This is a genomic window from Phreatobacter sp. (assembly GCF_016793595.1).
Lineage (GTDB): Bacteria > Pseudomonadota > Alphaproteobacteria > Rhizobiales > Phreatobacteraceae > Phreatobacter.
This window is the reverse complement of record NZ_JAEULY010000004.1, coordinates 612097-629495: the sequence shown is the minus strand read 5'-3', so window position 1 is coordinate 629495 and position 17399 is coordinate 612097. Positions and strand designations below refer to the sequence as shown.

The window sequence follows — 17399 nt, the reverse complement described above, 5'->3', positions numbered from 1 at the left end:
TCAGCCGATCCTGCCGAGCAGGTCGAGAAGCTGCGCCGCCTCGCCGGCGGACAGGGGGTCGAGGGTTCGGCGGGTCACTTCCGGCCCGAGCGATTTCATGGCCTCGACGGTGGCGTGGCCGCTTTCGGTCAAGGTCAAAAGGACCAACCGGGCATCGTTCGGGTCGACCGACGGCGAGACCAGCCCGCGCTTCGACAGGCGGCCGGCGACGCCGAACATGGTGGCCGGGTCGATGCCGACCATGCGGCCCAGCTGGTTCTGCGAGGTCGGCCCGAGATCGTGGAGCTTGGCGAGCGCGGCATATTGCACCGGGGTCACGTCCATGCCGTCCATGACCTGCTCGAAAATGGCGCTGGCGCGCTGGTGGGCGCGCCGGATCAGGAAGCCGATCTGGTCCTCGAGGACATAAGCCTTGCCGGACAGGTCGCCGGCCGGCTGTTTCGCGCGCTTTGCCGTCATGCACGCTTCTCCGGGAAGGGCCAGGGATTGCCGCCGTGCCAGCCGTCGATGCGCGCCTGCGGGGCCACATCGCGCAGGATGTCGTCGATGGCCACGACATCCTCCATATGGCCGCCGAGCCGCTCGTAAAGCGCGCGGGGCAGGGTGAACTCGATCGGCGCGACAAGGGCGGGGGTCGGCACGTAGCCGAAGGCGTTTTTTGGCAGGCGCGTGACATCGGCCATGACCGTGATGCCGCCACCCGGCCAGAGATAGACCGGCGCGCCGCCCATGGTGACGCGCGTCTCGCCCTTCGCCACGGAGCGCGTCAGCAGAACCGGATTTTCGGTGACGCCGGCCCTGAGCGAACCGCCCGCACCGGCCATGAACAGCACGGTGCAGAGCGAGGGTTCGCAGTTCTCGCCGATGCGGTCCACGACCTTCATCACAGGATCGGGGATCGGCGTGGGCTGGGGCACGAGATTCTCGTCCAGCACGCAGTAGAGGAAATGCTCGCCGGTGGTGGAGGTCATGAGGAGGCGCAGGCCCGGCCACGCCGTCTCCGGATCGATCTTCTGGATGATCGACAGCGGGTCCTCGATATCCGTGCCGCCCCAGCCGATGCCGGGATTGGCGACCTGGAAATAGCGGCCGGGGGTGGACTTGCGCCCGCGCACGCGGATGCCCGCCTGCTTCATGTCGAGCACGCGGCCCGCCTGATGCTCGGTCAGGACGCCGGTAATGTGGTCGTCCACCACGATCACCTCGTCGACATGGCCGAGCCACTGCTTGGCGAAGATGCCGACGGTGGCCGAGCCGCAGCCGACGCGCATTCGGCTCTCGGGCTTGCCGTCCACGATGGGGGCGGCATCGGCCTGTACGATGACTTCGTGGCCGCCGTCGATGGTCATGGTCACCGGCTCGCCCGCGCAGAGCTTGAGCATGGTGTCGCAGGTGACGTTGCCCTCCTTCTTGGAGCCGCCAGTAAGGTGCCTCACGCCGCCGACGGAGAGCATCTGGCTGCCATATTCGGCGGTCGTCACATGGCCGACCTGCTCGCCGTTGACGCGGATGGGCGCTGCCTCCGGCCCGAGGTGGCGGTCGGTGTCGATCTTCACCTTGACGCCGCAATAGCTGAAGATGCCCTCGGTCACGACGGTCACCGTGTCGACGCCCTCATGGACAGCCGAGACGATGAAGGGTGCGGGCTTGTAGTCGGGATAGGTGGTGCCCGCGCCGATGGCGGTGACGAAGGTGCGCGAGGGATCGAGCACCTGCCCGTCCCAGTCGTTGCGGCCGAATTCGACCAGCTTGCCACCGTCTTCCACCGCCTTGGCCAGCAGCACGACGGGGTCGGTGCGCACGAGCTGGCCGTTCTCGTTGGCATAGCGCGAGCAGGCGCCCGAGCGGCCTGGACGGATGCGGCAGAGCACCGGGCAGGCGTCGCAGCGCAGGATGCCGTCGCCCTCGTCGGCGCCGAACTTCTTCGAGCGCGCTTCGAGGGAGAGATGGTCGGTGGCGGTCATTCCGCGGCCTCCTTCGTCTGCATCGCTTCCCAGAGCTTGTGCGGCAGCACGGGCACTTCGGTCATGCGCACGCCGACGGCATGCCGGATCGCGCCGAGGATGGCCGGCGCGGTCGCAACCAGCGCCGGTTCCCCCACGCCCTTCGCGCCGAACGGCCCCTCCGGCTCGGTATCCTCGATCAGGTGGATGTCGATCTCCGGCATGTCGCCGGCGGTGGGGATCAGATAGTCGTGCAGGTTCTCGGTGCGGCCGGGGATGTATTCCTCCATCAGCGCGAGGCCGAGCCCCTGAGCGATGCCGCCGTGGATCTGGCCTTCGGTCAGCGTCGGGTTGATGGCGCGGCCGACATCGTGGGCGGCGACGATGCGCTTCACCTTGATCGTGCCGAGCAGGCGGTCGATCTCAACCTCCGCGACCTGCGTGGCGAAACCGTAGGTGGCGTAGGGGATGCCCTGGCCCTTGGCGTCCAGCACGGTGGTCGGCGGGTCGTACTGGCCCTCGCCCGCGAGCACGATGCCGGCATCGTCAGCGACGAGAGCGGCGAGGTCGATCACGCGGCTGGCATCGCCGTCGACGACCGACAGCGTCGCGCCGGCGAGCTTCAGTTTCGCCTGCGGCCCGGCATTGGCGAGCGCGAGGATTTTCGCGCGCAGGTCCAGCCCCGCGAGCTTCGAGGCATTGCCCGAGACGAAGGTCTGGCGCGAGGCCGAGGTCTTGCCGGCGTCGTAGGTGCGGTCTGTGTCGCCGACGACGAAATCGAACTGCGTCGTCGGCAGTCCCAGCGCATCCGCCGCGATCTGCAAGAGCACGGTGGACGACCCTTGGCCGATATCGACCGCGCCGTTGAGGAAGGTCAGCCGCCCGTCCCGCGTCAGCGTGATCCGCATGCGCGAAGGGTTCGACATGGAGGTGTTGCCGCAGCCGTACCACATGCAGGCGACACCAACGCCGCGAGCGATACGCCCGCCCCGAGCGTTGTGTGCGTCTGCGGCAGCCATCATCGCGTCGTAGTCCGCCTTCACCGCGTCGAGGCATTGCGGCAGGCCGGCGGAGGCGTGGAGAATCTGGCCGGTCGGTGTCGCGTCACCATGGTCGATGGCGTTGATCCGGCGGATCTGCCAGCGGTCGATGTTCAGGCGTTCCGCGAGATCGTCGATCAGCGTCTCGCCGGCGATCGCCGCCTGCGGCACGCCGAAGCCGCGGAAGGCGCCGGCCGGCACCTCGTTGGTGTGCACGGCGCGCGTCTTGTTCAGCACGTGCGGCACCTTGTAGGGGCCGGTCGCGTGAACCGGCACGCGGTTCGCGACCGTCGGCCCCCACGAGGCGTAGGCGCCGGTGTTGAAGTCGCCGGTCATCTCGTAGGCGGTGAAACGGCCCTCCGCGTCCGCCGACATCCGCGCGTGGATTTTCGAGGGATGGCGCTTGGTGGTCGAGGCCATGCTCTCGGTGCGCGAATAGACGATGCGCACGGGCCTGTTCAGGAGCCAGGCGGCCGCCGCGATCAGCGGCTGAATGGAAACGTCCAGCTTGCCGCCGAAGCCGCCGCCGCAGGCGGTCGGCACGATGCGGACTTGGCGCATCGGCACGCCGACGACGCGTGCGACTTCCTCCTGATCCATGACGGCGGCCTGCGTGCAGGCGGTGACCTCGATGCGATCACCGATCCTTACGGCATAACCCGCCTCGGGCTCGATATAGGCGTGTTCGACGAAGCCGGTGCGGAACCGCCCCTCGGCCGTCGCCGCGCCGAGACGATGGCCTCCGGCAACGTCGCCGCATTCGAGATAGCCGCGCGTCAGCACGTTGTCGGGAATGTTCGGATGGAGCGGCGGCGCGCCGGGCGCAAGGCCCGCCTCGACGCCGATCAGCGGTGGGTCGATGGTCCACTGGATCGGCAGAGCGGCATCGCGCACGCTCTCGACTGCCTCGCGCGTGCCGACGAGCGCCAGCACCGCCTCGCCGCGATAGCGCACGAAGCCCGGCGCCAAAACCGGCTGATCCTTGATGGTCGGGAAAATGCCGAAGGAGTTCTCGCCGGGAATATCCTTCGCCGCGAGAATGGCTTCGAGCCCCGGATGCGCTGCCCTGAAGGCATCGAGATCGCCGAGCGTGAAGCGGGCCTTCGCATGCGGCGAGCGCACGGCGCGCAGCCACAGCGCATCGGCGGGGGCGAAATCCGCGCCGAACCTGTCGGTGCCCTGCACCTTCGGCAGGCCATCGGCACGGGCGATGCGGCTGCCCACCGCGCAGCCCGCATCGGCAACAGGGGCGAGGGCATTGGTGCCGCGTGCCACATCCTGAATGGCCTCGATGATCTTCGCGTAGCCGGTGCAGCGGCAGAGCACGCCGCCGATGCCGTCCTCGATCTCCTGTCGTGTCGGCGCGGCATTGCGGCTGAGCAGGTCGGTCGCGGCCATGATCATGCCGGGCGTGCAGATGCCGCACTGGGCCGCGCCATGGGCGAGGAAGGCGGAGCGCAGCCTGTCGACCAGCGGGTGCTCGGCCTCGATCGTCGTGACGGCGCGTCCCTCGGCCTGCGCCGTCGAGATGAGGCAGGCGCAGGCCTGCTCGCCGTCGATCAGCACCGTGCAGGCGCCGCAATCGCCGGCGTCGCAGCCGATCTTGGTGCCGGTCAGTCCAAGCCCCTCGCGCAGTGTATCGGCGAGGCTGGCAAAGGGCTGAGCCGCCACCTGATGGCCAGTGCCGTTGACGGTGAGGGTCAGCGTTGCGAGCGACGGGCGGTCGAGCATCAGGCGGCCCTCCGGGCTTCGGTCGCGGCGAGGTCGGCAAGCGCGTCGCGCACCAGCGCTTCCGCCGCCGCAAGGCGATAGGCGGCCGTGGCACGCACGTCGTCGATAGGCGCGAGGCTTGTCAGATCGGTCGCGCTGACGAGGCTGGCTGCTTCCTCCAGCGGCATGCCGGCGAGCTTCGCTTCCAGCGTGCCGAGCCGCTGCGCCACCGCCGAACAGGCGCCCACCGCGATGCGGGCCGTGGTGATCCGGCCCGCCACATCGGTGGCGACGACGGCCGAGACCATGGCGATGGAGATGACGAGATATTTGCGCGCGCCGAGCTTCAGGAAGGTCGAGCGCGCGCTTTCGAGCTTCGGCACGAGGATCGCGGTGACGATCTCGTCGGACCCCAGCGCCGTCTGCCGGTAGCCCGTAGCGAAGGCCGCGAAGGGCAGGGTGCGCGTACCGGATCTGCTGACAAGCTCAACCCCCGCGTCGAGCGCGAGCAGGTTCGGAATGCCGTCGCCGGCTGGCGAAGCCGTGATGATATTGCCGGCCAGCGTGCCGAGATTCTGCACCTGCGCGCCGCCCACCTCGCGCGCCGCTTTGGCATAACCGTCGAACAGGGCGGGAAGGTCGGCGCGGGCGAGATCGGTCCATGTCGTCAGCGCGCCGAGACGCCAGCGGCCGGCCTCCTCGGCAATGCCTCTGAGGCCGGGTACCGCGGAGATATCGAGCACGTCCCTGTGAGTCGGGTCGCCCCATGCGCGTCGCGCCGTGCGGACCGGATAGACGTCGGTGCCGCCGGCCAGCACGGTCACGTCGTGGCCGGCGCGGATGTCGAGCGCCTCGGCGAGGTTGGTCGGGCGGAAGTAGCGCATCAGCTCCTCCGGCCCCAGAGTTTCTCGGCTTCGGCCGCCGTGTAGTAGCCGCGCGCCAGGTCGCGGGCGATGTCGGCCGCATCGCGCTTCGCGGGATCGCCATAGCCGCCGCCGCCGGGCGTCATCACCTCGACGCGGTCGCCGGCGCGGATGCGGAGCCCCTGATCCTTGGAGAGGTGCTCGGGGATCGTCGTCTCGCCGTCGCGATGGATTTTCACGACGTTCGGCGCGCCGTCCCTGCCGCCGAGCACGCCCGGCGGTCCGAAGCGGCCGTGATCCATGACGAAGGAGGCGCGCGCCTCGCCGCGCAGCAGTTCCACCTCGTAGTGGACGCCAAAGCCGCCGCGCGCTTTGCCAGCGCCGCCCGAGCCCTCACGCAGCGCGAAGCGGCGGAACAGCACGGGATAATACTGCTCCATCACCTCCACCGGCGCTGTTTTTGAGATGCCGATGGTTGAGCAGCCGTTGGTCAGCCCGTCATGGCCGGCATTGCCGCCATAGCCGCCGCCGGTGATCTGGTACATGACGTAGCCGGCTTGTCTTGCAGGATCGAAGCCGCCGAGCGCGAAATTGCCGGATGTGCCGGCTGGCGCCGCCGTCACCTTCTCCGGGATCGCCTGCACCAGCGCCAGGAACACCGCCTCCGCGATGCGCTGGGACACTTCCGCCGCGCAGCCCGAGACGGGGCGGGGATATTGCGCGTCGAGGAAGGTGCCTTCGGGCTTCAGGATGGTCAGCGGCTCGAACGCGCCGGAATTGATCGGCACGTCGGGGAAGATGTGCTTCACGCCGAGATAGACCGACGAGCAGGTGGTGGCGAAAACCGAGTTCATCGGCCCCTGACAGGGCGGGGACGATTCCGAGAAGTCGAACTGCATCGTCTCGCCCGCCTTGGTGACGGTGAGCGCGATGCGCAGCGGCTCGTTCACGACACCGTCGGAATCGACGAAGCTCTCGGCCTTGTAGACGCCGTCGGGAACGGCGCGAATTTCCGCGCGCATCCGCTCCGCCGAGCGTGCGCGGATCTGGCGGATGGCCTCGTCCAGTGTTGCCGCCCCATATTTCGTGACGAGGTCCATCAGCCGGGTCTCGCCGACCAGCAGCGCCGCCGCCTGCGCCTTGATGTCGCCGATGCGCTGGTCGGCGATGCGGATGTTGGAGGAGATGATCGCGAAGATTTCCGCGTCCATCTCGCCGCGCTTGAACAGCTTCACCGGCGGCAGCCGCAGGCCCTCCTGCTCGACCTCGGTCGCGTGCGCCGAGAAGCCGCCGGGCACCATGCCGCCGATATCCGGCCAGTGGCCGGTGTTCTGCAGCCAGCAGAACAATTGGCCCTCGACGAAGACCGGCTTGGCGAAGCGCACGTCCATCAGATGCGTGCCGCCGAGATAGGGGTCGTTGACGATGTAGATGTCGCCGGGTTCCGGCTTGCCGGCGCGGCCCTCGCCGATCAGGCGGATGATGTGGCCGGTCGAGTGCTGCATCGTGCCGACAAAGACCGGCAGGCCAAACTCGCCCTGCGAAATCAGTGCGCCGGAGTCGCGGTCGTAGATGCCGTCGGCGCGGTCGTCCGCTTCCGCGATGACCGGCGAGAAGGCCGAACGCGAGAAGGCGATGTCCATCTCGTTGCAAACCTGTTGGAGGCCGGCCTGGATCACCGCGAGGGTGAGAGCGTCGATGGCTTTTGCTGCGGGAGGCGGGGAATGGAGGTTCATGCCTTCACCCTCAGATTGCCAATGGCATCGACGGTCGCGACCGCACCCGGCTCGATCACCGTGGTTGCGTCGATCTGCTGGATCACGGCGGGCCCGGTGATCGAAGCACCGATCGGCAGCGCATCGCGGGCATAGACCTTCGCCGGCCACCAGCGGCCGTCCGCGTGGACCTGCCGCTCGCCGATGACCGCCTCGGCGGCGCTCGCCTTGCGGTCTGCGCTCGCGAGCAGCGCGGAGAGCGGGAAGGCGCGGCGGCGGCCGATCACCGATGTCACGAGATTGACCAGCACGGCGCGGATTTCCGGCAGGCGCACCTGGAAGCGATGGAAATAGGCTTTCTCGAAGGCCGCCTGAATGTCCTCGCACGTCACGTCGGGCGAGGCGAGCGGCACGCGGATGAGATGGGTCTGGCCGCGGAACTGCATGTCCGCGCCGTGGATGACCACGGTTTCCTCGATCTCGGCCTTTTCCTCCTCGACCACGGCCAGCGCGCTGTCGCGCTGGGCGGTCATCAGGCGTTTCACCTCGTCCATGTCGACCTGATCGAGCGGCTTGTTGACCGTGTTGACTCGGTCCTGCCGGAGATCCGCCACGAGGCATCCCAGCGCATTGGTGAGGCCGGGCCGCGCCGGCACCAGCACTTCGGGAATGCCGAGCTCGCGGGCGAGGGCCACCGCATGGAGCGGACCGGCCCCGCCGAAGGCGAACAGCACGAAATCGCGGGGGTCGTAGCCACGCGACAGCGACACCATGCGGATGGCGCCGGACATGTGGACATTGCCGAGCCGGATGACGGCGGCTGCGACATCCTCGACGCTCATGCCGAGGGGCCTGGCGAGGTCGCGCTCGAAGATGGCGCGGATATCGTCCAGCGACACCTTGGACTGCACGGCCGTCAGCCGGTCAGGATCGAGCCGGCCAAGGATCAGGTTGGCGTCGGTAATGGTCGGCCGCGTGCCGCCGCGCCCGTAACAGATCGGCCCCGGCTCGGAGCCAGCCGAATGTGGCCCGACCTGCAGCATGCCCGCCGTGTTGACCGAGGCGATGGAGCCGCCGCCGGCGCCGACCGTGCGCACGTCGACCATCGGCAGGTGGATCGGCAGGCCGTAATCGATGGTCAGTTCCGCCGAGACCTCCGGCACGCCGCCATGGATCAGCGCGACGTCGGTGGAGGTGCCGCCCATGTCATAGGTGATGGCATTGGTGAGGTTCGACTGCGCCAGCGTCGCCGCCGCCGCCATGACGCCGGAGGCGGGGCCGGACATGACGGTCTTGGCGGCCTCGCGCGCGACAAGCGTCGCCGGCACGGTGCCGCCATTGCCGTTCATCACCAGGAGGTCACGGCGGAAGCCCTTGGCCGAGAGGTCGCCCTGTAGCCGCTGCACGTAGCGGTCGAGGATCGGCTGCACGGCCGCATTCACGCTCGCGGTCGTGCCGCGCTCATACTCGCGATACTCGGAGAGCAATTGGTGGCCGAGGGTGACATAGGCGTTCGGCCAGATGTCCTTGACGATCTCGCCGGCGCGGGTCTCGTGGGCAGGATTGGCATAGGAGTGGAGGAAGTGGATCACCACCGCCTCGCAGCCGGCCGCCACCAGCGCCTCGGCCTCGCGCTTCACGGCGGCTTCGTCCAGCGGCGTCACGACCTGCCCTTGCGCGTTCATGCGCTCAGGAACCTCGCGCCGGAACGGCCGCTCGATCAGAGGCTCGAACGTGCCGGTCATCCCGTAGGCGCGCGGGCGCGTGCGGCGACCGAGCTCGAGGATGTCCCTGAAGCCGTCCGTCGTGATCAGGCCGACCTTGGCGACCTTGCGCTCCAGCACGGCATTGGTGGTCGCGGTCGTGCCGTGGATGATCAGGTCGAGGTCCGCCGGGCTCACGCCTGCGGCCTCGATGGCCTTCACCACGCCGACCGCCTGATTGGCGATGCTGGTCGGCACCTTGGCGAGCTTCACGGCGACGCCCGTGCCGTCCTGCTCGGTCAGGAGCAGGTCGGTGAAGGTTCCACCCACATCGATGCCGGCGACGCGCCTCACATCATTCTCCATATCGTTCGCCTACGAACGGTCGGGGCGCGCAGCGGCGTCCCTCCCGCCATTCACACGCTCAAATAGGCTTCGCGGATCTCGTCATTGGCTTCGAGGTCCTGCGTCGTCCCCTCGTAGCGGATCGTGCCCTTCTCGATGACATAGGCGCGGTCCGACACGGCGGAGGCGAAATAGAGGTTCTGCTCCGAAAGCAGCACGGCGATGCCCTCGGCCTTCATGGCGAGCACCGCATCGGCCATCTGCTCGACGATGACGGGTGCGAGGCCCTCCGAGGGCTCGTCCAGCAGCACCGCATGCGGATTGCCCATCAGCGTGCGGGCGATGGTCAGCATCTGCTGCTCGCCGCCCGACATGGCGGAGGCCCTGCGGCCCTTCATCTCCGCGAGGTTCGGGAAGATCGCGAACAGCCGCTCCGGCGACCAGGGCTCCTTGCCCGCTCCGGCGGCGGCTTTCCGGCCGACCTCGAGATTCTCGTAGACGGTCAGGTCGGTGAAGATGCGCCGCTCCTCCGGCACATAGCCGAGGCCGAGCCGGGCGATGCGGTAGGACTGCCAGCCGGTGACATCGCGCCCCTCGAAGGTGACGTTGCCACCGTTCGGCGGCACGAGGCCCATGATCGCCTTCAGCGTCGTGGACTTGCCGGCGCCGTTGCGGCCCATGAGGGCGACGACCTCGCCGGCCTTCAGCGCGATATCGACGCCGAACAGCACCTGCGCATGGCCATAGGCGGCCTTCAGACCGGCGGTTTCGAGGATGGTGGTGGAGGAGGGCGCGCGCATCAGGCAGCTCCCGCCGCCTGCCGGCGCGCCTTGAGGGCGGCCTGCGCGCCGGTCTCGCCGAGATAGACCTGTTTCACCCGCTGGTTGGAGCGGACCTCGTCCGGCGTGCCGGCTGCGATGATCTCGCCGCGCACGAGGACGAGGATGCGGTCGGAATGGCCGAAGACGGAGTCCATGTCGTGCTCGGTGAACAGAACGCCGATGCCGCGCTCCCTGGCAATGTCGGCGGTGAGCTGCATCAGCGCGGCGCGCTCCTTCGGCGCCATTCCGGCGGTGGGCTCGTCCATCAGCAGCAGCTTCGGCTCGGAGGCGAGCGCGATGGCCAGTTCCACGCGCTTGACGTCGCCATAGGCGAGTTCGCTCACCGGCCTGTCCGCCATGTCGGCCATGCCGACGCGGGCGAGGATGGCGATGGCGGCCTCGCGGTGCAGCGTTCGCGCCATCGGCACGACCGCGCGGGTCTCGCCGTGATGGGAGATCAGCGCCATCTGGACGTTCTCCGCGACGCTCATCGACACGAAGGTCTGGGCGATCTGGAAGGTGCGTCCGACGCCCTTGCGCCAGATGTCGCGCGGCGGCCGTCCGGTGATGTCCTCGCCGGCGAGGGTGACCGTGCCGGAATCGGGCCTCAGCTGGCCGCCGACCATGTTGAACGTGGTCGATTTGCCCGCGCCGTTCGGGCCGATGATGGCGAGCATCTCGCCGGCTGCCAGCGTGAACGACACATCCTTGCCGGCGACGACGCCGCCGAAGCGCTTCTGGAGATTGTCCACGACGAGGAGAGGGGTGGTCATGCCGCCTCCTTCGCAAGGACCGGCGCCTTCGCGTCGGCCCCGGCGAATCTGCCGCCGAACCGCTCGCGGAAGGTGTCCACCGCTCCGACGATGCCGCGCGGGAACAGCAGAACGATCAGGATGATCGACGACCCCAGGAAGAAGCGCCAGAAATCGGTCAGCGGCATGAAGAAGTCCTTCACCGAGTGGAAGGCCGCCGCGCCGACCAGTGCGCCCATCACGGTCTGGATGCCGCCGGTGAGGATCATCATCAGGAAGTCGATCGACATGCCGATCGAGATCATGGTCGGGTCGATCGAGCCCTTGGAGAAGGCATAGAGGCCGCCCGCAAGGCCCGCCGCGGCGCCTGCGACGATGAAGGCGAGCCAGCGATGGGTGCGCACGTCGATGCCGATGGCATCCGCCCGGTTCGCGCTGTCGCGCGCGGCGCGCAGCGTATAGCCGAAGGGCGCGTAGATCAGATGGCGCAGCGCGACGATGGCGAGGATCGAGAACACAGCCACCACGTAGAAATAGACCTCGCGGGCGGAGGCCCAGCGCGACGGCCAGACGCCGACCACGCCGTTGTCGCCGCCGGTCACCTCCACCCACTGGAAGCAGATCGCATAGGTGATCTGGGCGAAGGCCAGCGTCAGCATGGCGAGATAGATGCCCGACAGGCGCACGACGAAATAGCCGAACAGGGCTGCTGCCAGACCGCCGGCGATGGGCGCCGCGACCAGCGCCGCCTCCATCGGCAATTTCAGCGGGCCGGTGACGAGCAGGCCCGCCGCATAGGCGCCGACCCCGAAATAGGCGGCGTGGCCGAAGGAGACGATGCCGCCATTGCCGATGAGGAGATTCAGCGAGAAGGCGGCAAGGGCGAAGACCATGATCTCGATGCCGACCTTCACCTTGTAGGCATCACCGATGAAGGGGATGGCCAGCACCAGCACGACCACCGCCGCCCAGAACAGCTTCTCCACCCCGCCGAAGCGCTTCAGGTTGAGGATGCCCTCGGGCAGGATCGCGCGGCCGGCGGCAACGTCCGGCTTGCCCATCAGCCCCCAGGGCTTGACCACCAGAACCACGGCCATGAGCAGGAAAACCAGAACCAGCGTGATTTTCGGGAAGATCAGGATGCCGAAGGCCTGAAGCAGGCCTATGATCAGGGCCGCGACGAAGGCGCCCGGCACAGAGCCCATGCCGCCGATCACGGTGACGACGAAGGCCTCGGTGATGATCGACAGGTCCATGCCGGTATTGGCCGCGACGCGCGGCACCTGCAACGCGCCGCCAAGGCCGGCGAGGAAGGCGCCGAGGAATAGCGTGCCGGTGAACAGCATGGCCTGGTTGACGCCGAGCGCGCCGACCATCTCGCGGTCCTGCGTCGCGGCGCGGATCAGCACGCCAAAGCGGGTCTTGTGCATGATCAGCATCAGCGCGCCGAGCACGGCCGGGCCGACGAAGATCAGGAACAATTCATAGGCGGGAAAGCGCTGGCCGAAGATCTCGATGCCGTGGCGCAGGCCCGGCGCACGCGGGCCGGTAATGTCGACCGGGCCCCAGACCTTCAGCACCACGTCCTGCACGATGAGCACGACGCCGAAGGTGGCGAGCAGCTGGAACAGTTCCGGCACCTTGTAGATGCGGCGGAGCAGGAGAACTTCCATCAGGACGCCGAGCACGCCGACGACAGCGGCGGAAGCGATCACGCCGACGAAGAACAGCGTCGGCGAGCGGTCGAACTCGAACAGCCAGGGCAGGATCGTCACCGCCATATAGGCGCCGAGCATGTAGAACGAGCCATGGGCGAAATTCACGATCCGCGTCACGCCGAAGACGATGGTCAGGCCCGACGCGATCACGAACAGCGCGGAAGCGCTGGCGAGGCCGGACAGGGCCTGGATGACGAGGAAGGAGAGGTCCATGGACAGGTCTCTCGGCGCAAACGATCTGAACGGGGTCGCGGCAGGACCGCGCCCGGATTGGTGGCAGGGCGCCCGGAGCGCTGGCTCCGGGCGGTGTCATGCGAATTGCGTCAGCTCTTGCGCGCGGCGCGCACCTCGGCCTCGGGGAACATCACGTCCTTGCCGTCGACATAGCGCCAGTTCTTCATGGTCGGTAGCTTGCCGTTGAGCGTCGTCTCGCCGACCCAGGCGCCGAGCGTCGACTGCTGGTCGATGCCGCGCATGGTGACCGGACCACAGATCGTCTCGGTCGTCAGGTCCTTGAAGGCCGCGATCATCGCATCCGTCTCGGTCGATTTCGCCTTGTTCAGCATGTCGCGGATCATGAACGGCACGACATAGCCGAGCACCGTGCCGAGGCGCGGCGTGTCGTTGAACTTCGCCTTGTAGGCGGCGACGAAGGCCTGGTGGTTGTTGGTGGTCACCTGCTCCGGCGGGTAGCCGGTGGTGATCCAGCCGTCCGGCGTCTCGTCGCCGAGAGGCAGGAGATATTCCGGCTCGCCGGTCAGCAGGCTGACGACCGTGCGGCGCTCGAACAGGCCGCGCGTATTGCCCTCACGCACGAAGGCCGTGAGATCGGCGCCGAACAGCACGTTGAAGATGCCGTCCGGCCGCGACTGCGCCAGCGCGCCGACGGTGGCGCCGGCATCGACGCGGCCGAGCGCCGGGAACTGTTCGGCGACCACCTCGAAGCCCTGCACCGCCTCGCCCATCAGGCGCTTGAAGGCGGCGACGGCCGACTGGCCATATTCGTAGTTTGGCGCGACCACCGCCCAGCGCTTGATGCCCTTGGCCTTCGATGCCTCGACCAGCATCTTGGTCTGCATGTAGGTGCCGGGGCGGACGCGGAACGTATAGGGGTTGCCGCTCGCCATGGTGAGCGCGTCGGTCAGCGGCTCGGTGGCGAGATAGAGCACCTTGCGCTGGTTGGCGAAGTCGGCGAGCGCGAGGCCGACATTCGACAGGAAGGCGCCGGCGATGAAGCTGACGCGCTCGCGGGTGATCAGCTCCTCGGCGACACGCACCGCATCGCCAGGCGTCGAGCCGTCGTCGCGGAACACGATCTCCATCGGGCGGTTGCCCATTCCGGCAATGCCGCCGGCAGCGTTGATCTGCTCCATCGCCAGCTGCATGCCGTTGCGATAGGGCACCGCGAAGGCGGCCATGCGGCTGTAGGAATTGAGCTCGCCGATGCGGATCGGCGCGCCCTGCGCCGAGACGCTCCTCGTAGTGAGCGCGGCGCCGGTGGCGGCGAGGCCCCCGACGACTGTACGGCGCGACAGATTGAGCTTCGCCATTGAAGGACTCTCCCCTGAGAACTCTGCGGCAGGAGCCGCATTCCACCTCGACCGAGACTTCCGTTGTAATTTTTGTTCGGAAGATCATTCGTAAACGAACGATACCGTGTCCCGGCGGGCTGGCAAGAGTCTTTTTTGGAATTCATGCGAACTGGGAGATGACGGTTCTCCGGGGCGCCCCGCCGCCCGTCAAAAGGCGATCTTCCGCAAGAGCTTACGAGAAGGTCGGACGGATCTCGCCGACTGTGATTCCGTTCCAGTTCTTCATGGTAGGCCGCACGAAGCGGCGGAATTTGGCGGCCTCTGCCTCGTCCATGGGCAGCAGTTTCGCGATCAGCGCGGCCATCATCACCTCGCTGGCGCGCGAGGCTCCGTCGGCGCATTTCAGCGCGATGCCGAGGCCCTGTTCGGGCAGCGCCGCGCAGAAGACGCCCTCGGCTCCGGTCTTCACGAAGGCGCGGCCGCCGAGCAGCAACATCACGTCGGTGCAGAAGCGGCCGGACCCCGCCACCATGAAGGGTTCTGCCGCGCAGGCCGCCCGCAACCGCCCGAAGGCTTTCGCCCGCTCGGGTCCGACACCGTGGCCGGTCGCGAGCCTGGCGAAGCCATGCGCGAGCTTTGCCAGCGGAACCGCATAGGTCGGAATGGAGCAGCCATCGGTGCCGATGGCGGTGTCACGGTCGAGCCGGTGGCCGGTCACCTCACCGACTGCCTCCGCGACGAAACGCTGCACGCGGTGGCCGATGCCGACATAGCCCTTCGGGTCGATGTCCTCGGCACAGGCGAGGCACAGGAAGCCGGCATGCTTGCCGGAGCAGTTGTTGTGAAGGGCGGAGGGTTTGCCGCCGGATCGTGCCAGCGCATGGGTCGCGGCCGCGCCCGAGGGCCAGTGCGCGCCGCATTCGAGCGCCGCTTCGTCCAGCCCCGCTTTGGCCAGCATGCCGGCTGATGTCTCGACATGGCGCGGCTCGCCGCCATGGGACGAGCAGGCAAGCGCCACTTCCTTGTTCCCGAAGCCATAGCGATCGGCGGCGCCGCTCTCGATCAGCGGAAGGGCCTGCAACGTCTTGATCGCGGAGCGCGGATAGATGGAGCGGTCGATATCGCCGAGCGAGAACACGACGCGCCCGTCGGCGTCGCACACGACTGCCGCGCCGCGGTGGACGCATTCGACGGCATCGCCGCGGACGACTTCGACAAGAACGGGATCGGCGAGCGACATGGCGGGCTCCGGGAATGCCCGCTTAGACCATGTCCCCGCGGCGCGAGAAAGCCTTACTCGGCCGCCTGCGTGCCCGGCTGGACCTGTCCCTGCGGCGCGTCCATGCGCGCATTCATGTTGGCGACCATCTTCTTGACGATGGTCGAGGCCGTCTTCTCGAACAGGAACGGCAGGAAGGCATGGACGAAGGCGGCAAAGGCGCAGAAGGCGAACGTGCCGGCATAGCGGAGCGCCGCGCCCATATGCTCGAAATAGGTCTCGCCGACCGCGTGCGGGTGGGCAGTCATGGCGGTCTTGGCGCGTTCGATCATCGGGGTGCTCCGCGGGAAGGCCGGGTGAATGGCCCATGGTAGCGCGGGCGCGCCGGGAAGATGTCCCAAAGCGGAATCTGAAATGACGATATGGGTGGAAATTGTTCCACTTGAACTTATAATTGCGGGACAATGTCCCAATCAATCTCCATTGATTCGATCGACAAGACCCTGCTGCGGCTCGTGCAGGAGGATGCCTCGCTGTCCATCGAACAGCTCGCCGAGCGGGTGAACCTCTCGCGCAACGCCTGCTGGCGCCGGCTGAAGCGGCTGGAGGACGAGGGCGTGATCCGCGCCCGCGTGGCGCTTGCCGACCCGGTGAAGCTCAACCTCGAACTGACGGTGTTCATCGCGGTCCGCACCGCGCGCCATGAGGCCGACTGGGCCGAGCGCTTCCACAAGGCGGTGCACGACATTCCCGAACTGCTCGGCGTCTATCGGACGGCCGGCGAGATCGACTACATCCTCCACGCACGCGTGCCCAATGTCGCGGCCTATGACCGCCTCTACAAGAAGCTCACCGCCCGCATCGAGATGCAGGATGTCTCGGCGAGCTTCGTCATGGAGGAGATCAAGGAAGTGACGGCGCTGCCGCTGGACTTCGTGTGAGCGGCCGCCGGAGAATGCTCCAGGCTCACCACGTCATGCCCGGCCTTGGGCCGGTTATCCACGAATTCCTTTCCTTGTCGTGTTCAAGTTGTGGATGGCCGGGACAAGCCCGGCCATGACGAGCGGGGCGGTGTCGCCAGTCGAAAATCGTCCGCATCAAGCCGGCCGGAACGCGGCGGAGAGCGTCGGCGCGCCATCGGTCAGGACCAGGCCCTTGGTGACGAGGTCCTCGAGATGGGCGAAGACCGACAGGCCCGCCGCGCCCTTCAGCCTGGGATCGAGGCCCTCGTAGATCGCCGTCACGATGTCCGGGATACTGGTGTCGCCGAGGCCGATGCGCCGGAGGATCGCGGCCTCGCGCAGCTTGCGGTGATGGGCCAGCGCCCGCATGAACCTGGCGGGCTCGCGCACGGGGCCGCCATGGCCCGGCCAGAAGATGTCTTCCGACCGCGCGCGCAGCTTGTCGAGCGATGCCATGTAATCGCCCATCGAGCCGTCCGGCGGTGCGACGATGGAGGTCGACCAGGCCATGACATGGTCGCCGGAGAGCAGGGTGTTCTCCTCGGCCAGCGCGAAAGCCATGTGATTGGCGGTATGGCCCGGCGTGAACACGGCCTCCACGGTCCAGCCCGTCCCCGACACCACCTCGCCGTCCCTCAGCGCCACGTCCGGCACGAAATCGCGGTCGCCCGAGGCGTCGAGCGCATTGGTCTCGCCGAGATTGAGCGCGCGCGCGGCGCGGTGCGGACCCTCGGCATAGACAGGTGCGCCGGTGGCGGCCTTGATCGCGGGCGTCGCCGGCGAATGGTCGCGGTGGGTATGCGTCACGAGGATCGCCTCGACCGTCTCGCCCTTCACCGCCTCCAGGACCGCCGCGATATGGGCGGCATTGTCGGGGCCGGGATCGACGATGGCGACGCGGCCCGTGCCGATGATGTAGGTGACCGTGCCCTTGAACGTGAACGGCCCGGGATTGTCGCAGAGCACCCGGCGGATCAGCGGCGAGAGCTGTTCTGGACGACCGGGAACGGCCGCGTCCTCGCGCTCGAAGGGGATGTCGTCTGCCATTCTGCCTCTGCCGAAACGATGAGGGCGGC

14 protein-coding genes are annotated in these 17399 nt (G+C 67.9%); 1 reads left to right on the top strand and 13 read right to left on the bottom strand.

Annotation, left to right across the window (positions count from 1 at the left end; all coding sequences use genetic code 11):
* The 12 genes from JNK84_RS07105 to JNK84_RS07050 all read right to left on the bottom strand — a co-directional run bounded on the left by JNK84_RS07105 (position 1) and on the right by JNK84_RS07050 (position 15693).
* Complete coding sequence (locus tag JNK84_RS07105; protein ID WP_293422080.1) at positions 1–459, bottom strand: MarR family winged helix-turn-helix transcriptional regulator; 459 nt, start codon at positions 457–459, stop codon at positions 1–3.
* Positions 456–1964 carry a 6-hydroxynicotinate reductase gene (locus tag JNK84_RS07100; RefSeq protein ID WP_293422077.1) on the bottom strand — a complete coding sequence of 503 codons (1509 nt, stop codon included), beginning with the start codon at positions 1962–1964 and terminating at the stop codon, positions 456–458. Before JNK84_RS07100 ends, JNK84_RS07105 begins: the two co-directional genes overlap by 4 nt.
* Positions 1961–4714 (bottom strand): molybdopterin-dependent oxidoreductase, encoded by a 2754-nt coding sequence (locus JNK84_RS07095; RefSeq protein ID WP_293422074.1) that lies wholly within the window; start codon positions 4712–4714, stop codon positions 1961–1963. Before JNK84_RS07095 ends, JNK84_RS07100 begins: the two co-directional genes overlap by 4 nt.
* Positions 4714–5577, bottom strand: coding sequence for an FAD binding domain-containing protein (locus JNK84_RS07090; protein WP_293422071.1), 864 nt, complete (start codon positions 5575–5577; stop codon positions 4714–4716). Before JNK84_RS07090 ends, JNK84_RS07095 begins: the two co-directional genes overlap by 1 nt.
* Positions 5577–7292: a hydantoinase B/oxoprolinase family protein gene (locus JNK84_RS07085; protein ID WP_293422068.1), complete on the bottom strand. Its 1716-nt coding sequence runs from the start codon at positions 7290–7292 to the stop codon at positions 5577–5579. The genes JNK84_RS07090 and JNK84_RS07085 overlap by 1 nt, the downstream gene beginning before the upstream one ends.
* On the bottom strand, positions 7289–9340 hold the full coding sequence (locus JNK84_RS07080) for a hydantoinase/oxoprolinase family protein (protein WP_293422065.1): 2052 nt from the start codon (positions 9338–9340) through the stop codon (positions 7289–7291). Before JNK84_RS07080 ends, JNK84_RS07085 begins: the two co-directional genes overlap by 4 nt.
* A gap of 50 nt (positions 9341–9390) precedes the next feature.
* The gene (locus JNK84_RS07075) at positions 9391–10119 is read right to left on the bottom strand and encodes an ABC transporter ATP-binding protein (RefSeq protein ID WP_293422062.1); all 729 of its coding nucleotides are present in this window, start codon (positions 10117–10119) and stop codon (positions 9391–9393) included.
* Positions 10119–10913, bottom strand: coding sequence for an ABC transporter ATP-binding protein (locus JNK84_RS07070; protein WP_293422059.1), 795 nt, complete (start codon positions 10911–10913; stop codon positions 10119–10121). The genes JNK84_RS07075 and JNK84_RS07070 overlap by 1 nt, the downstream gene beginning before the upstream one ends.
* Complete coding sequence (locus tag JNK84_RS07065) at positions 10910–12823, bottom strand: ABC transporter permease (RefSeq protein ID WP_293422056.1); 1914 nt, start codon at positions 12821–12823, stop codon at positions 10910–10912. The genes JNK84_RS07070 and JNK84_RS07065 overlap by 4 nt, the downstream gene beginning before the upstream one ends.
* Before the next feature lie 110 nt (positions 12824–12933).
* Positions 12934–14160 (bottom strand): ABC transporter substrate-binding protein, encoded by a 1227-nt coding sequence (locus JNK84_RS07060; RefSeq protein ID WP_293422053.1) that lies wholly within the window; start codon positions 14158–14160, stop codon positions 12934–12936.
* 214 nt (positions 14161–14374) lie between these two features.
* Positions 14375–15382: an asparaginase gene (locus JNK84_RS07055; protein ID WP_293422051.1), complete on the bottom strand. Its 1008-nt coding sequence runs from the start codon at positions 15380–15382 to the stop codon at positions 14375–14377.
* Between the two features lie 53 nt (positions 15383–15435).
* Entirely contained in the window at positions 15436–15693 is a 258-nt protein-coding gene (locus tag JNK84_RS07050; protein ID WP_293422048.1) for a DUF6356 family protein, read from the bottom strand.
* A 132-nt stretch (positions 15694–15825) separates the two neighbouring features.
* On the opposite strand from JNK84_RS07050, the gene JNK84_RS07045 reads away from it, so the two are divergent.
* Positions 15826–16302, top strand: coding sequence for an Lrp/AsnC family transcriptional regulator (locus JNK84_RS07045; protein WP_293422045.1), 477 nt, complete (start codon positions 15826–15828; stop codon positions 16300–16302).
* Between the two features lie 156 nt (positions 16303–16458).
* On the opposite strand, the gene JNK84_RS07040 is transcribed toward JNK84_RS07045, so the two are convergent.
* A complete protein-coding gene (locus JNK84_RS07040) occupies positions 16459–17370 on the bottom strand; it encodes an MBL fold metallo-hydrolase (RefSeq protein WP_293422042.1) in 912 nt (303 codons plus the stop codon).
* Between the last annotated feature and the right edge of the window lie 29 nt (positions 17371–17399).

Bases quoted from the DNA above. Each gene is read 5' to 3' on its own strand.
- JNK84_RS07105 (WP_293422080.1), bottom strand. From the start codon at position 459: ATGACGGCAAAGCGCGCGAAACAGCCGGCCGGCGACCTGTCCGGCAAG.
- JNK84_RS07100 (WP_293422077.1), bottom strand. From the start codon at position 1,964: ATGACCGCCACCGACCATCTCTCCCTCGAAGCGCGCTCGAAGAAGTTC.
- JNK84_RS07095 (WP_293422074.1), bottom strand. From the start codon at position 4,714: ATGCTCGACCGCCCGTCGCTCGCAACGCTGACCCTCACCGTCAACGGC.
- JNK84_RS07090 (WP_293422071.1), bottom strand. From the start codon at position 5,577: ATGCGCTACTTCCGCCCGACCAACCTCGCCGAGGCGCTCGACATCCGC.
- JNK84_RS07085 (WP_293422068.1), bottom strand. From the start codon at position 7,292: ATGAACCTCCATTCCCCGCCTCCCGCAGCAAAAGCCATCGACGCTCTC.
- JNK84_RS07080 (WP_293422065.1), bottom strand. From the start codon at position 9,340: ATGGAGAATGATGTGAGGCGCGTCGCCGGCATCGATGTGGGTGGAACC.
- JNK84_RS07075 (WP_293422062.1), bottom strand. From the start codon at position 10,119: ATGCGCGCGCCCTCCTCCACCACCATCCTCGAAACCGCCGGTCTGAAG.
- JNK84_RS07070 (WP_293422059.1), bottom strand. From the start codon at position 10,913: ATGACCACCCCTCTCCTCGTCGTGGACAATCTCCAGAAGCGCTTCGGC.
- JNK84_RS07065 (WP_293422056.1), bottom strand. From the start codon at position 12,823: ATGGACCTCTCCTTCCTCGTCATCCAGGCCCTGTCCGGCCTCGCCAGC.
- JNK84_RS07060 (WP_293422053.1), bottom strand. From the start codon at position 14,160: ATGGCGAAGCTCAATCTGTCGCGCCGTACAGTCGTCGGGGGCCTCGCC.
- JNK84_RS07055 (WP_293422051.1), bottom strand. From the start codon at position 15,382: ATGTCGCTCGCCGATCCCGTTCTTGTCGAAGTCGTCCGCGGCGATGCC.
- JNK84_RS07050 (WP_293422048.1), bottom strand. From the start codon at position 15,693: ATGATCGAACGCGCCAAGACCGCCATGACTGCCCACCCGCACGCGGTC.
- JNK84_RS07045 (WP_293422045.1), top strand. From the start codon at position 15,826: ATGTCCCAATCAATCTCCATTGATTCGATCGACAAGACCCTGCTGCGG.
- JNK84_RS07040 (WP_293422042.1), bottom strand. From the start codon at position 17,370: ATGGCAGACGACATCCCCTTCGAGCGCGAGGACGCGGCCGTTCCCGGT.